Source organism: Siculibacillus lacustris (assembly GCF_004328075.1).
GTDB lineage: Bacteria > Pseudomonadota > Alphaproteobacteria > Rhizobiales > Ancalomicrobiaceae > Siculibacillus > Siculibacillus lacustris.
On the sequence record NZ_SJFN01000013.1, the window covers coordinates 88,844 to 103,097 of the forward strand.

Below are 14,254 nucleotides of genomic sequence, written 5' to 3' on the forward strand. Positions count from 1 at the left end.
TCCCGGGGGCGGGAGCGGCCATGACGGCCGCCCTCGCGAAGCGCCTCAGTAGGCGCCCTTCTTGCCGATGCCGGCATAGGTGAACTCATAGCTCACCGTGAAGGTGTCGAACCACTTGCCGACGCCGGTCTCCTTGTCGATGTGGCGGCCGAAGTGGTTGCCGTGGGTCGAGTTGGGCGGCGAGATCGTGTAGGTCAGGCGGTACTTGCCGGGGCCGGCCATCTTGACGTTGTCACCGTAGTGCGGTCCGTCGCTGGCCACCATCGGCATGAAGTCGCCGGCGATCTTGGTGTTGTCGTCGAGCTTCACCAGTTCGAACTTGATCGCCAGATAGGGCATCCAGTCGCCTTCGGCGAAGCCGCTCTTGTTGCCCTTGGCGGCATGGATGTCGGCTTCGAGATGGACGTCGGAGTCGGCGGCGGGCTTCATCATGCCCGGCGGGTCCATCTCGATCGGCTGCAGATAGACCGCGCCGATCTCCATGCCGGCCACCGACTGGGGCTTGCCGATCGGGTATTCCTTGGCGGCGGCGCCGAGGGTGGCGGCGGCGAAGAGCGCCGTGGCGAGCCCGATGCGGGCGGACGTCGAATGCATGTCGCAGTCTCCTCTGGCGGCCGGCGACGGACGGCTTTCGGGCCGATCCGACGCGGGCCCTGGCGGTGGCTCCCTCGGAGTGCGGCGGGTGGACCGCCGCGTCTCCGGTGCGTCTGAACCAGCGATAACGAATATGCGAATGATTTGCAATATCAAGTAATGCTACCTAGCCACATTGAAATCGCTCTAGAATTCAAAGGTGGACACCGCCCGGAGCCGGCGTCCGGGAGGCCGCGGCGGGCAGGAGAGGCGGCCCGGAACGCCGGCCCGGAGCCCCCTCGGACGTGCCGTCCGACCGGGTCGAGGAGACCGCTGGACCGCGGGAATCGGCGCCGGCGAGGGCAGGAGAGGCCCCCGCTTTCGGCCGCGGGCGGAGGTCGTGAGCCGGCTCGGGATCGGTGCGATCGGGCCCGTGTCGGTGGTCGCCGGTCGCGCTTCCGCACCGCGAGAGGTGGATGTGTGCATCTGCGACAATTCGCCTCGGGACGTGCCGCGCTGCGGGGAAACCCCGACTGGATCTTTGACCGCGACCTGCCTAGACGAAGGGACGAGCCCTCCCGCCCTTGCCCTCCGGGCCCCTCCGACCGCCGAGGCATCGATGAACGATCTCTCCAGCCTGCAACGTCTCGCCGCCGTTCTCGCCGCCGCCCGCCGCGACGGCGTCAAGCTCCAATCCGTCGATCCCGACCTGGTGCCGCTCGACGACGCCGGCGCCGATGCGGTCCAGGATCTGGTGCTGGCCGGCGCCGGTGCGATCGGCGCCTACAAGGTGTTCCAGGTCGCCGACGGCCCGGGCTGCCTCGGCCAGATCCCGGCCGCCCGCATCCTCGCTTCGCCCGCGCCGCTGCCCGCCGTCGACGGGCTCAAGGTCGAGGCCGAGATCGCCTTCCTGGTCGGCGCCGGATTGCCCGGTCGCGCCGACGGCGCGCCCTACCGCGCCGAAGAGGTCGCCGACGCCCTGTCGGGCGCCTTCGCGGCGCTGGAGATCGTCGAGAGCGCCTTCGTCGAGGCCCCCAAGCCCGCCCCGCTGCTGGCCCGCGCCGACAACATGAGCAACTGGGGTCTGATCACCAGCCCGGTGGTCGCCGAATGGCAGATCCTGCCGCTCGAGACCGTCGCGGTGCGGCTGGAGATCGACGGCCGGGTGATCGTCGACCGTCGCGGCGGCCATCCCTCGGGCGACCCCTTCCATCCGATGGTGTGGCTCGCCAACGAGCTCGTCCGCCGTGGCCGCGGCCTGCGTGCCGGGCAGATGGTCACCACCGGCGCCTTCGGCGGCTCCCATCCGATCCGCCCCGGCGAGACGGCGATCGCCACCATCGAAGGCTTCGCCCCGGTCTCCTGCCGCCTCGGCTGACCGGTTCACGTCTCACCGACACCCACACCCCGCTCGGTCGCCCGCGCGGGGTGTCTTCGTCTCGGACGGGGGAGGGGCGGATCGCGCCCTCAGGCGACGGAGATCGGCCGCTGCGGTACCGGCAGCGACTGCGGCGTCAGGCGCCGCTCCAGCACCGCGAAGGCGGTGGTCAGGGCGTAGTTCATCGCCAGATAGATCGCGCCGGCCACCGACAGCACCTCGAAGGCCCGGAAGGTCTCCGAGACCAGCGAATAGGCGAGGCCGGTCACCTCGAACAGGGTGATGATCGAGGCCAGCGACGTCGCCTTGACCATGATCACCACTTCGCTGGTATAGGCCGGCAGCGCCTGACGGATGGCGATCGGCAGGATGATCCGCCGGAGCATGGTGAAGCGCGTCATGCCGCACACCCGCGCCGCCTCGATCGCCCCGTTCGGGACCGCATTGAGACCGCCGCGCAGCACTTCCGCCTGATAGGCGGCGGTGTTCAGCGCCAGCGCGGTGATCGCGCACCAATAGGGTTCGCGTAAGAAAGGCCACAGGAACGACTGGCGCACGAATCCGAGCTGGCCGAGCCCGTAGTAGATCAGGAAGATCTGGACCAGCAGCGGCGAGCCGCGCAGCACGAAGACATAGGCCGACACCAGCCAGTTGCCGATCGTCGAGGCGCGCCGCACCAGGGTCAGGGCCAGCGCCAGCACGCCGCCGATCGCCACCGAACTGGTGACCAGCGTCAGCGTCACCGGTACGCCCTCGATCAGCGTCAGGAAGGTCTCGGAGAGGAAGCCGAATTCGGTCATGCCCGTCGCCCTCCGCCGCTCGGCATGCCGCGCATCGCCCAGCGCTCGGCGCGCCGGAAGGCGGCACCGGAGAAGGTCGTGACGACCAGGAACAGCGCCGCGCCGGTGGCGTAGAAGGAGAAGGCGGCGCCGGTCGAGCCGACCGCGATGCGGGTCTGGTTCATGATCTCCACCAGCCCGACCACCGAGATCAGTGCCGATTCCTTGATCACCAATTGCCACACGTTGCCCATGCCGGGCAGCGCGAAGCGCAGGGTCTGCGGCGCGATGATCCGGCGCAGCATCAGCAGGCGTCCCATTCCCGCGACCCGCGCCGCCTCGAGCTCGCCGCGCGGAATCGCCTGATAGGCGCCGCGCAGCACTTCGGTCTCGTAGGCGCCCGACACGATGCCGACCGCCAACGTGCCGACCACGAAGCCGTTGAGGCCGAAGAAGCCCTGATGGCCGAGCAGGCGGGCGATCGAGCCGATCGCCTGGGATCCGCCGAAATAGAGCAGGTAGATCACCAGGAGATCGGGGATGCCGCGCAGAATCGTGGTGTAGGCGGTCGCCGCGCCGCGCGCGACGACCGATCCCGACAGTTTCGCCCAGCATCCGAACATGCCGAAGACGATCCCGACGCCGAAGGCGGCGATCGACACGGCGAGCGTCATCAGGGTGGCCTGCGCGAGCGCCGCCCCCCAACCGCGCGGGCCGAAGCCGATCAACGTGAAATAGGCGATGAGACCGTCCACGACGATTGTCCGATCACTGCCGCGGGGTGGTGTCGACGTGGAACCACTTCAACGCCAGCGTCTTCACGGTGCCGTCTTCGATGGTGCTCTTGATCGCCGCGTCGAGCTTGGCCTTGAGATCCGGCTGATCCTTGAGGATGCCGAAGGCCGAGCCGATGCCGAGCAGACCGTCGTAGAACTTCGGTCCGGCCAGCACGATCTTGCCCTCGGACTGCTCGAGCGTCGACACTAGGCTGGAGCCCGAGGCGAAGATCGCGTCGACGCGGCCGGCCTTGAGGTCGAGGTCCTCTTCCTGGGTGGTCTCGTAGACCCGGGTCTTGACCCCCTTGAGGTAGGTCTTGGCGAAGTCGAGCTGGATGGTCGCGGTCTGCACGGCGAGCGTCTTGCCTTCGAGCGCCTTGGTGGCGATCTCGGTCGAGCTCTTGGTCGTGCCTTCGTCGGTCAGATAGATCCGCGCGTCGGCGCCGAGCGCCTTGGCGAGCGGGTTGTCGGCCATCACCGCGAAGGTCGAGGGCGAGTTGGTGTAGGGGATCGAGAAGTCGATCACTTCCAGGCGCTTCGGCGTGATGCTCATGCCCGACATGATCGCGTCGTACTTGCCGGAGAGCAGGCCGGGGATGATGCCCTTCCATTCCTGGATGACCGTCTCGCACTTCAGCTTGGCGCGGGTGCAGATCACCTCGAGCAGGTCCGGCTCGAAGCCGATCACCTTGCCGTCCGGGGTCTGGCTGTTGAAGGGCGGGAAGGCGCCTTCGGTGGCGACCCGGAGCGTCGTCCACTCCTTGGCGGTGACGGTGGTCGCGGCGAGCGGCAGGGCGGCGAGAGCGACGGCGGCGATGGCGAGGGATGCGAGCTTCGACATGGGAGACCTCGTGGGCTTCGGGCTCAACGGCGGGATCTGCGGCGTGGCCTCGGGTCTTGGGCCCGCCGCCGCGCGGACGGCGAGCCCCGATCCGGTTCGACCGGTCGGGCGACCGGTCGTGGCGAAATCCGTCCCCGAGCGCCACGCCGTGGCCCGAGGGGACGGAGAAGTCAGCGGGCCTTCGACGCCTTGGCCATGTCGAGCGGCGGCACGGCGTCGGCGGGGAGCGGCGACAGGAACGGCGTGCCGGCGCGCCAGGCTTCGAACTCCCGGCGGGCGCGGGCGATGGTCACCTCGTCGGCGAACAGGTCGCCGGCGGTGGTCGCCATGATCTTGGCGGCATGGGTCATCCCCTTGTGGGCGGCCGGGGCCTTGCCCTGGGCGACCAACTGCCAGGAATGGCCGGGCGTGCCGACCGCATAGCAGGCGACCCGCGCCTGCACCGTCGGCACCACCCAGCTGACGCTGCCGACGTCGGTCGACCCGACGAAGTCCGCCGACCACGCGTCGGGCGGGATGATCGTCTCGCTGAGCGGATTGGGCTGGGTCACCGGCAGGCCGGCGCGCTTGTACGCAGCCGAAATCTCCTCGGCCGACAGGGTCGCGCGGAAGCGCGCCGCGAAGGCCTGATCGGCGGCGTCGAACGGTACCGGCCCGAGCCGCACGATCGCCTGATGCATCGCCTGCTCGAGCGGCCCGTTGCCGATCAGATTGGCGTCGCCCGACAGCACCGTGACTTTGACCGAGGTTTCGGTCATCAGCGTCGCGCCTTCGGCGATCTTGCGCACCCGGGCGACCAGCGTGTGCATGTCGGCGAGCTCGCGGGCGCGGATCAGGTAGCGCACCGTCGCTTTGGCCTGGACCACGTTGGCGGCGATGCCGCCGCCGTCGACGATCGCGTAGTGGACGCGCGCCGAGGACGGCATGTGCTCGCGCATGTAGTTGACGCCGACGTTCATCAACTCGACCGCGTCGAGCGCCGAACGGCCGAGTTCCGGCGATGCGGCGGCATGGCTGGCGCGGCCGGTGAAGTGGAAGTCCATTTCGCTGCAGGCCAGCGACACCGGCGCGTTGACCCCGGTGAAGGCCGCCGGATGCCAGCAGATCGCCACGTCGACGTCGGAGAACACCCCGTCGCGGGCCATGAAGGTCTTGGCCGAGCCGCCTTCTTCCGCCGGGCAGCCGTAGTAGCGCACCCGTCCCGGCCGGCCGGTCTCGGCGAGCCAGTCCTTGATCGCCGCGGCGGCGAGCAGCGAAGCGGCGCCGAGCATGTTGTGGCCGCAGCCGTGGCCGTGGCCGCCGGCTTCGACCGGGGTCGGCGTGTCGACGCCGGCCTGCTGGCTGAGCCCCGGCAGCGCGTCGTATTCGCCGAGGATGGCGATCACCGGACCACCTTCGCCGGCTTCCCCGACCATCGCGGTCGGCAGCCCGGCGATGCCGGTGGTGACCCGGAAGCCCTCGCGCTCGAGCATCGCCGCGTGGAGGCCGGCGGCGTGGGTCTCGGTGTAGTTGAGCTCCGGCACGTCCCAGATGCGGTCGGACAGTTCGGCGTAGGCCGCCCAGCGTCCGTCGATCAGATCCCAGAGCCGTTCACTGTTCTGCGTCACATGAGTCTCCTCGTGGATCGTCGCGGCGATCCGTGGGCGGTCAGCCGCGACGGGCCAGATGGCTGGTCAGGAATTGCCGGCAGCGCTCGGACACCGGTTGCTCGAACACCTGCTCGGGCGGCCCCTCTTCCTCGATGCGGCCCTGATGCAGGAACACCGCCCGATTGGAGACGTCGCGCGCGAAATTCATCTCGTGGGTGACGATCAGCATCGTCCGCCCTTCCTCGGCCAGCGCCCGGATCACCAGCAGCACCTCGCCGACCAGTTCCGGATCGAGCGCCGAGGTCGGCTCGTCGAACAGCAGGGCGCGCGGATGGGTGGCCAGCGCCCGGGCGATCGCCGCCCGCTGCTGCTGCCCGCCCGACAGCTCGGCCGGATAGGCGTTGCGCTTCTCGACGATGCCGACCTTGTCGAGCAGGGCCTCGGCCTCGGCGATGCATTCGGCGCGCTGCCGCTTGTGGACGTGGATCGGCGCCTCGATGACGTTCTCGAGGATCGTCATGTGGGACCACAGATTGAAGCTCTGGAACACGAAGCCGAGGCGGCCGCGCACCCGCTGGACCTGGGCGTCGTCGGCGGCGCGGCGGCCGTGGCGCGTCTCGCGCATCGCGATGGTCTCGCCGGCGACCGCGATCTCGCCCGAATCGGGCATCTCCAGCAGCGGGATGCAGCGCAGCATGGTGCTCTTGCCGGAGCCGCTCGACCCGATGATCGCCACCACGTCGCCGTCGCCCGCTTCGAGCGACACACCGCGCAGCACTTCGATTCCGCCGAAACTCTTGTGGACGTCGTTCAGGCTGAGGACGGTCGGCACGCTCGTCTTCCCTCGAAGGCCGCGTGCCGCGAAATACTCGCGGCCGGGCGTCATTGGTCGGTCACCTTAGAGAGGCGTTGTACGACCGTCAAAGGTGGGATTGACCCGCATGGGGGCCGATTCTGCCGAAATCGGCGTCGTTTTGCCTGCGTCTGCCGCAGATCCGTTGCGCGGACCCCGCGGCGCGCGCAAACCGCTTCCGGACGCCGCGCTCGCCAACGACGACGGGGCGCCCGAAGGCGCCCCGCGAAGATTGCACGATGATCCGAGGACCGATCAGCAGGAGTAGTACATCTCGTACTCGACCGGATGCGGGGTCATCTCGTAGCGCATCAGCTCTTCGTACTTGAGCTCGATGTAGCTCTCGATGAAGTCCGCGTCGAACACGCCGCCGGCCTGGAGGAAGCCGCTGTCCTTCTTGAGGCTGTCGAGCGCCTCGCGGAGCGAACCCGACACGGTCGGGATCTTCTTGAGCTCCTTCGGGGGCAGATCGTACAGGTTCTTGTCCATCGCCTGACCCGGATGGGTCTTGTTGGCGATGCCGTCGAGACCGGCCATCAGCATCGCCGCGAAGGCGAGATAGGGGTTGGCGGTCGGGTCGGGGAAGCGGACTTCCAGACGCTTGGCCTTGGGCGAGGTGGCGTAGGGGATGCGCACCGAAGCCGACCGGTTACGGGCGGAGTAGGCGAGCAGCACCGGGGCCTCGTAGCCCGGGACCAGACGCTTGTAGGAGTTGGTCGACGGGTTGGTGAAGGCGTTGAGCGCCTTGGCGTGCTTCAGGATGCCGCCGATGTAGAACAGGCAGGTCTCGGAGAGATCGGCGTACTGGTTGCCGGCGAACACCGGCTTGCCGTCCTTCCAGATCGACTGATGGACGTGCATGCCCGAGCCGTTGTCGCCGAAGATCGGCTTCGGCATGAAGGTCGCGGTCTTGCCGTAGGCCTGGGCGACCTGATGGATCGCGTACTTGTAGATCTGCAGATGGTCGGCGACCTTGGTCAGCGGCGCGAACTTGATGCCGAGTTCGTGCTGGGCCGAGGCGACCTCGTGGTGATGCTTCTCGACGGCGACGCCCATCTTGGCCATCATCGACAGCATTTCGCCGCGGATGTCCTGGTAGCTGTCGATCGGCGGGACCGGGAAGTAGCCGCCCTTGGTGCGGACGTGATGGCCCTGGTTGCCACCCTCGTACTCGGTCGCGGTGTTGATCGGCAGTTCCGGATCGTCGACCTTGAAGCCCGTGTTGTAGGGGTCGGCGGAGTACTTCACGTCGGAGAAGATGAAGAACTCGGCTTCCGGGCCGAAGTAGGCGACGTCGCCCACGCCGGACGCCTTGAGGAAGGCCTCGGCCTTCTTGGCGATGCCGCGCGGATCGCGCGAATAGCGCTCACCGGTCGACGGCTCGAGAATGTCGCAGACGATGACCAGCGTGTTCTGGGCGAAGAAGGGGTCGATGAAGGCCGATTCCGGATCCGGCACGAGGATCATGTCGGACTCGTTGATGGCCTTCCAGCCGGCGATCGACGAACCGTCGAACATCGTGCCCTCGGCGAACATCTCCTCGTCGACGAGGCTCACGTCGAAGGTGACGTGCTGCCACTTGCCGCGCGGGTCGGTGAAGCGGAGGTCGACATACTTGACGTCCTGCTCCTTGATGAGGGCGAGTACGTCCTGCGCAGTCTTCGTCATGGGAGAGTTCCCTTTTGCTGGTGTGTGCTCTGTGCCCGGTGCCTGACTCGCGACGTCGGCGGGCAAGGAGGGGAGGAGGGTCGGGACCCCCGGCCACGATCGTCAGATCGCGTCGAGGCCCGTTTCGCCGGTGCGGATGCGCACCGCTTCTTCGATGTTGGAGACGAAGATCTTGCCGTCGCCGATCCGCCCGGTCTGGGCGGCCTTGCGGATCGCTTCGACGGCCTTTTCGACCGTCTCGTCCGGCAGTACGATCTCGACTTTCACCTTGGGCAGGAAGTCCACCACGTACTCTGCACCACGGTACAGTTCGGTGTGACCCTTCTGGCGGCCGAAGCCCTTCGCCTCGGTGACGGTGATGCCCTGGAGACCGACCTCCTGGAGAGCTTCCTTCACCTCGTCGAGCTTGAAGGGCTTGATGATGGCCTCGATCTTCTTCATCGCCTTCCGATACTCCGAAGAAACAAGAGGGGACCGGATCGAGAGACCGGCCCGCGCCCGTCATTAGCACAGCGCGTGCCACGCGTAGGGTCGACCCACGACCACAAAGGGATGGTCCGGAAACGGCGCCTTTCGACGAGCACTCCCCGACGATCGAACACTAAGCCTCGGATCAAGGATTGGGCAAATGAAAAAATACTGGGCATTCGCACTGCACAACCGGCGATCCGGTGCTCCGGAACGGGGTTCGGAGAGCACGACGGGCCGCCTCCGACGCCTCGGCGCAGCGATTTTGCTCGTCACGGGGCTCGTCGGGGCGGTCGCACCCGCCGTCGCCGCCGAAGGCGAGACCGTCCATATCGCGCCGCGGCAGGACGGCGATGGTGAATTGAACGCCGTGCTGTGGCGCCCTGCGACCGATCGCCCCGCGCCGGCGATCGTCGTCCTGCACGGCTGCGGCGGCCTGTGGACGGCCAAGGGCGACCTCGGCCGGCGCGAGACCGACTGGGCCCGGCGCTTCACCGACGCCGGCTGGGTGGTGCTGTTCCCCGACAGCTTCGGCTCGCGGGGGCTGGGCTCGCAGTGCAGCACCGTCGAGCGCACCGCGCGGACCTGGAAGGAACGGGTCGCCGACACCCGCCGCGCCTTCGACTGGCTCGCCGCGCAAGCCTTCGTGCGCCCCGACGCGATCGCCCTGATGGGCTGGTCGAACGGCGGCTCGACCGTGCTGAACGCGGTGCGGACCAAGAATCGCCCGGCGACCGGCGATTTCCGCGCCGCGGTCGCCTTCTATCCCGGCTGCCGGCCGATGGCGGCGAACCCGGCCTGGACCTCGCGGGTCGATCTGCTGATCCTGATCGGCGAGGCCGACGACTGGACGCCGATCGAACCCTGCCGGACCCTCGCCGCCGCCCATCCCGACCGCCTCACCCTGGTCGGCTACCCCGGCGCCTTCCACGACTTCGACAATCCGTCCGCCCCCGTGCGCGAGCGCCGCGGCCTCGCCTACACCGCCGGCGGCACCGGCGTCGCCCATGTCGGCACCGATCCGGCGGCGCGCGCCGATGCGATTCGCCGCGTTCCCGACTGGTTCGCCGCGCATCTGAAGTGAGGCGGGGAGGGGCGGGGTCGTCCGAGGGCGCGCGCGAGCCGTCGCGGATGTAAGGTGTCGGCCAAATCCGATCCGTCGCGAAGGACACCACCGTGATCGAACTGCTCACGCCCACCGAGATGGCCGAGGCCGACCGCCGCACCATCGCCGCCGGCACCCCCGGTCACGTGCTGATGGAGGCGGCCGGTCGCGCCGTCGCCGATGCGGTCTCGCACCGCCACCCGGTCGGCACCCGCGTCCTGGTGCTGTGCGGTCCCGGCAACAACGGCGGCGACGGCTTCGTCGCGGCCCGCATCCTGCGCGACCGCGGCTTCGTGGTGCGGCTGGTGCTGTTCGGGACCCGCGCCGCGCTGATCGGCGACGCCGCCCGCGCCGCCAAGGCCTGGCTCGGCGACATCGAACCGGCCGAAATCGCCTCGGTGCGCCGGGCGCTCGGCGACTGCCGGGTGGTGGTCGACGCGCTGTTCGGGGCGGGATTGTCGCGCCCCCTCGACGGCGCCGCCGCGGCGCTGATCGAGGCGGTCACCGCCGCCCGCCGTCCGGTCGTCGCGGTCGATCTGCCCTCCGGCATCGACGGCGCCACCGGCCGCGTCCAGGGCGTGGCGATCCGCGCCGAGCTCACCGTCACCTTCTTCCGCCGCAAGCCCGGCCACCTGCTGCTGCCCGGCCGCCTCCACTGCGGCAAGGTGCTGGTCGCCGACATCGGTATCCCGGCTTCGGTCCTGGCGACGATCCGCCCGGGCACTTGCGTCGACGCTCCGCCCTTGTGGGAAGCGGTGCTCCACGCCCCCGGCCTCGGCGATCACAAATATACTCGCGGCCACGCCGTGGTGGTGTCGGGGCCGATGACCCGCACCGGCGCCGCCCGGCTCGCCGCCCACGCGGCCTTGCGCGCCGGCGCCGGGCTGGTGACGCTGGCCTCGCCGCCGAGTGCGGTGATGGTCAATGCCGCGCATCTGACCGCCGTGATGCTGGCGCCGATGGCCGGCGCCCAAGGCTTGGGTGAAATCCTCGCCGACCCGCGCCGCAACGCCTTGGTGCTCGGCCCCGGCGTCGGCCTCGGCGCCGAGACCGCCGCCCTGGTCGCCACCGCGCTCGCCGCCTCGCCCGCCCTGGTGCTCGACGCCGACGCCCTGACGGCGATCGCCGCCGATCCGGCCGCGACCTTCGCGGCGATCCGCGCCCGCCCCGCACCGGTGATCTTCACCCCCCACGAGGGCGAATTCGCCCGGGTCTTCCCCGATCTCGCCGCCGAAGCGCCCGGCGCGCCGCTCGCCAAGACCGCCCGCGCCGCCGCCGCCGCCGTCCGCTCCGGGGCGATCGTGGTGCTGAAGGGCGCCGACACGGTGATCGCCGCCCCCGACGGGCGCGTGGCGATCGCCGACAACGGCCCCGCCGATCTCGCCACCGCCGGGTCCGGCGACGTGCTGGCCGGCATCCTCGGCGGCCTGCTCGCCCGCCGCCTGCCGGCCTTCGAGGCCGCCGCCGCCGCGGTGTGGATGCACGGCGAGACCGGCCGCCGCGCCGGCCCCGGGTTGATCGCCGAGGATCTCGCCGATCGCCTGCCGGCGGTGCTCGCCGAGCTCTACGAGGCGGAGCGGCACCGCGCCTGGGCGGAAGCCGACGAACCGGGCGCGGCGGAGGCCGAGGCCGACGACGAGATCGAACTCGGCGGCAGCGACTGACCGCCCGCGGGATCCGCGGGCGATTGGGTGCGGCCCGCGCGACGCGAGGCGCCTGAGTGGCGCCCCCGTTCCTTCTCCCCTCGCGGGAGAAGGGAAGGCGCCGCGGCGGAGGCGGGGAAAAAGGGCGTCGCCGCCTCATCCGGCCCCCTGCGCCCGTCCGCCCTGCCGATGTGCCCCTCCGCTCGGGCGTTCCGCCCGCCTCCGCCCTTCGCGTTCTTGTGTCCTCCGCGCGGTTGGGGCATGTCACGGCGCGACGCGACGGCGGCACCTGCGCCGTCCCGCCCCCGTCGACCGACCGGAGGTCCCGCCTTGATCGTCGCGCGTCTCGCCTCGGCCGTGTCGCCGCGCCCCGTCCTGCTGGTCGGCTGCGCCATCCTGTGCCTCGCCTGCACGGTCTATTACCTGTGGCGGATCCCGATCCCGATCGAGGTCGGCTACAACGAACCGTGGAACGCCTGGCACGCCCTGCGCTGGGCCCACGGCCTGACGCTCTATCCCGATCCCGCCGATCTGATCATCCAGAACTATCCGCCGCTGTCCTTCGTGCTGATCGGCAGCCTCGCGCGGCTCGGCGCCGACCCGGTGTTGGTCGGGCGGATCCTGTCGCTCCTCGCCGTGCCGGTGGTCGCCGCCGCCGCTTTCTCGGTGGTGCGCGACCTCGGCGGCAGCCGGCCGGCCGCGGCGCTCGCCGCACTGTGGTGGTGCACCGCGCTGCTCGCCGGCTTTTCCACCTACGTCGGCATGAACGACCCGAGCGTGCTCACCGTGGCGATCATGGCGGTCGGCTTCGCGCTGTTCGTCAGGGCCGATGCGCGCGGGCGTACCGGCTCGGCCGGCCTGGCGGTGATGGTCGTCGCCGGATTCTTCAAGCACAACGTCGTCACCCTGCCGGTGACCGCGGTGATCTGGATGGCCACGACGCGCGGGCGCCGCGCCGTCCCGCCGATCGTCCTCGCCGTTCTCGCCGCCGCCGGCGGTCTGATCCTCTGCCGGGTGATCTGGGGCCCGTCCTTCGTCGATCAGATGACCATGCCGCGCGACATGTCCTGGGCCCGCGCCTTCGCCTCGCTGGAGACCCCGCCGTGGCCGGCCTTCGCCCTGGCGCTGGTCGGGCTGATCCCGGCCCGCCGCGAACGTCCCGCACGGCTGATCCTGATCCTGATGGCGACGGCGGTGCCGGTGTTCCTGCTGCAACGCTCCGGCGAGGGCGTCTCCAAGAACGCCCAGCTGGAGCTGGTCTTCGCCGCGGCGGTCGGCCTCGGTTGGGCCTCCGATCGGCTGGTCGATCGGGCCGGCGGTTCGCGCCGCGCCGGTCGGCTGATCGCGCTCGCCTTCGCCGCGATCTTCGCCAAGGAGGCGTGGTCGTTCGCCGCCGGGCCCTTCCCGCTGCCGCTGTCGTCCACCTTCCGCGCCGACATCGCGGGGCGCGAGACCGTGCTGGCCGCCGAGATCGAACGGGTCCGGGCGATGCCGGCGACCACCGTCTGCTGGCAGATGATGGTCTGCGTGCGCGCCGGCCAGCCGTTTCTCTACGACCCCTTCGGCGTCCACAGTTTCCAGGTCACCGGCCGCTGGAGCCGCGAACGCATCGACGCCGCGGTCGCCGCCCGCGGCCTGGTCTTCGTCGACATCGACCCGCGCGTCGCCTGGCCGCGGCGCTGAGGTGGTCGCGACTCACGATCGTCGAATCTCTCGAGAGTTGAGAAATGGTTAATTGCAATCTGAAGGAGACGAAGCGATCCTGATTCCCTCATCGAAGGGGGGATCTCATGTCGCGTCTCACATCCGCCGCCGCTGCGGCCGTCCTGGCCCTCGGCCTGTCCGCCTGTTCGCTCGTTCCGGATTGGGATCATCGCTACGGTCCGGGGCCGGTGTTGTCCGACACCGACATCGACGCCCGGCTCGCCCGGCAGAAGAACGTCATGAACCGCCTCTACCTGGAGGCGGAAACCTACGGCTCGAAGACTGCGCTGCGCAATCGCTGGTACGACGCCACGCTGCTCGGCTTCAATTACGCCGACGAGGATTGCGGCGAATATCTGCGGTTGAACTTCCGGCTGGCCCGCATGCGCGAGCGCGATCACGGCCTGCTCACCCATGTCGGCGGCGGCCTGCCGGGCCTGCTCAGCGCGACCACCGTCCCGGCCGCGGCGACAACCACGATCGCGGCGGCCTTCGGCATGGGCGCGACGGTGACCGACGACCTCCTGAGCAGCTACCTGTTCACCAACATGGATCCGAGCGTGGTGTTCCGCACCGTGACGCGGCTGCAGAATTCCTACCGCAACGAAACCCTGAAGCGGAAGGCCGAGATCGATTCCGGCGCCACCGCCTATCGCGCGGTGCAGAACTACTATTCGCTGTGTTTCCCCCAGACCATCGAAGCCAAGATGTCGGAATTCCTGGCGAGCGCCAACGTCGAGACCGTCAATCCGGACGGCACGCCGACCGCCTCGACGCCCGCCGACAAGGGCACCGCCAAGCCGAAGACCACCGACCAGGCGGCCGCCAGCAATCCGGGCACCATCGAACCCAAGCTCACGTCGAAGACGCCGTGATC

Annotated in this window: 13 protein-coding genes; 5 read left to right on the top strand and 8 right to left on the bottom strand. The window is 69.7% G+C overall.

Translation table 11 applies throughout. From position 1 onward, the window contains the following. Window positions 1-45: 45 nt before the first annotated feature. The gene (locus EYW49_RS10565) at window positions 46-594 is read right to left on the bottom strand and encodes an iron transporter (protein WP_131309365.1); all 549 of its coding nucleotides are present in this window, start codon (window positions 592-594) and stop codon (window positions 46-48) included. A 598-nt stretch (window positions 595-1,192) separates the two neighbouring features. On the opposite strand from EYW49_RS10565, the gene EYW49_RS10570 reads away from it, so the two are divergent. Next, a complete protein-coding gene (locus EYW49_RS10570; protein ID WP_131309367.1) occupies window positions 1,193-1,951 on the top strand; it encodes a 2-keto-4-pentenoate hydratase in 759 nt (252 codons plus the stop codon). 89 nt (window positions 1,952-2,040) lie between these two features. Here EYW49_RS10570 and EYW49_RS10575 read toward each other — a convergent pair whose 3' ends face one another. The 7 genes from EYW49_RS10575 to EYW49_RS10605 all read right to left on the bottom strand — a co-directional run bounded on the left by EYW49_RS10575 (window position 2,041) and on the right by EYW49_RS10605 (window position 8,898). Further along, complete coding sequence (locus EYW49_RS10575; RefSeq protein ID WP_131309369.1) at window positions 2,041-2,751, bottom strand: ABC transporter permease; 711 nt, start codon at window positions 2,749-2,751, stop codon at window positions 2,041-2,043. Then, complete coding sequence (locus EYW49_RS10580) at window positions 2,748-3,485, bottom strand: ABC transporter permease (protein ID WP_323052990.1); 738 nt, start codon at window positions 3,483-3,485, stop codon at window positions 2,748-2,750. Before EYW49_RS10580 ends, EYW49_RS10575 begins: the two co-directional genes overlap by 4 nt. Before the next feature lie 13 nt (window positions 3,486-3,498). Then, on the bottom strand, window positions 3,499-4,347 hold the full coding sequence (locus tag EYW49_RS10585; protein ID WP_131309371.1) for a transporter substrate-binding domain-containing protein: 849 nt from the start codon (window positions 4,345-4,347) through the stop codon (window positions 3,499-3,501). A gap of 170 nt (window positions 4,348-4,517) precedes the next feature. Next, window positions 4,518-5,954, bottom strand: coding sequence for an amidohydrolase (locus EYW49_RS10590; RefSeq protein ID WP_131309373.1), 1,437 nt, complete (start codon window positions 5,952-5,954; stop codon window positions 4,518-4,520). Window positions 5,955-5,994: 40 nt separating this feature from the next. After that, window positions 5,995-6,822 (bottom strand): ABC transporter ATP-binding protein, encoded by an 828-nt coding sequence (locus EYW49_RS10595; RefSeq protein WP_131309375.1) that lies wholly within the window; start codon window positions 6,820-6,822, stop codon window positions 5,995-5,997. A gap of 222 nt (window positions 6,823-7,044) precedes the next feature. Next, window positions 7,045-8,457 carry a type I glutamate--ammonia ligase gene (glnA, locus tag EYW49_RS10600; protein WP_131309377.1) on the bottom strand — a complete coding sequence of 471 codons (1,413 nt, stop codon included), beginning with the start codon at window positions 8,455-8,457 and terminating at the stop codon, window positions 7,045-7,047. Window positions 8,458-8,559: 102 nt separating this feature from the next. Continuing rightward, window positions 8,560-8,898 carry a P-II family nitrogen regulator gene (locus EYW49_RS10605; protein WP_131309379.1) on the bottom strand — a complete coding sequence of 113 codons (339 nt, stop codon included), beginning with the start codon at window positions 8,896-8,898 and terminating at the stop codon, window positions 8,560-8,562. Between the two features lie 397 nt (window positions 8,899-9,295). On the opposite strand from EYW49_RS10605, the gene EYW49_RS10610 reads away from it, so the two are divergent. From EYW49_RS10610 to EYW49_RS10625, 4 genes are all read left to right on the top strand, one after another. Then, on the top strand, window positions 9,296-10,009 hold the full coding sequence (locus tag EYW49_RS10610) for a dienelactone hydrolase family protein (protein WP_228259568.1): 714 nt from the start codon (window positions 9,296-9,298) through the stop codon (window positions 10,007-10,009). Between the two features lie 95 nt (window positions 10,010-10,104). Then, window positions 10,105-11,694 (top strand): NAD(P)H-hydrate dehydratase, encoded by a 1,590-nt coding sequence (locus tag EYW49_RS10615; RefSeq protein WP_131309430.1) that lies wholly within the window; start codon window positions 10,105-10,107, stop codon window positions 11,692-11,694. Between the two features lie 309 nt (window positions 11,695-12,003). Further along, window positions 12,004-13,356: a glycosyltransferase family 39 protein gene (locus EYW49_RS10620; RefSeq protein WP_165498206.1), complete on the top strand. Its 1,353-nt coding sequence runs from the start codon at window positions 12,004-12,006 to the stop codon at window positions 13,354-13,356. Window positions 13,357-13,463: 107 nt separating this feature from the next. Beyond that, a complete protein-coding gene (locus EYW49_RS10625) occupies window positions 13,464-14,252 on the top strand; it encodes a hypothetical protein (RefSeq protein WP_131309385.1) in 789 nt (262 codons plus the stop codon). Window positions 14,253-14,254 lie beyond the last annotated feature (2 nt).

Bases quoted from the DNA above. Each gene is read 5' to 3' on its own strand.
- EYW49_RS10575 (WP_131309369.1), bottom strand. From the start codon at position 2,751: ATGACCGAATTCGGCTTCCTCTCCGAGACCTTCCTGACGCTGATCGAG.
- EYW49_RS10605 (WP_131309379.1), bottom strand. From the start codon at position 8,898: ATGAAGAAGATCGAGGCCATCATCAAGCCCTTCAAGCTCGACGAGGTG.
- EYW49_RS10565 (WP_131309365.1), bottom strand. From the start codon at position 594: ATGCATTCGACGTCCGCCCGCATCGGGCTCGCCACGGCGCTCTTCGCC.
- EYW49_RS10625 (WP_131309385.1), top strand. From the start codon at position 13,464: ATGTCGCGTCTCACATCCGCCGCCGCTGCGGCCGTCCTGGCCCTCGGC.
- EYW49_RS10585 (WP_131309371.1), bottom strand. From the start codon at position 4,347: ATGTCGAAGCTCGCATCCCTCGCCATCGCCGCCGTCGCTCTCGCCGCC.
- EYW49_RS10595 (WP_131309375.1), bottom strand. From the start codon at position 6,822: ATGACGCCCGGCCGCGAGTATTTCGCGGCACGCGGCCTTCGAGGGAAG.
- EYW49_RS10570 (WP_131309367.1), top strand. From the start codon at position 1,193: ATGAACGATCTCTCCAGCCTGCAACGTCTCGCCGCCGTTCTCGCCGCC.
- glnA (WP_131309377.1), bottom strand. From the start codon at position 8,457: ATGACGAAGACTGCGCAGGACGTACTCGCCCTCATCAAGGAGCAGGAC.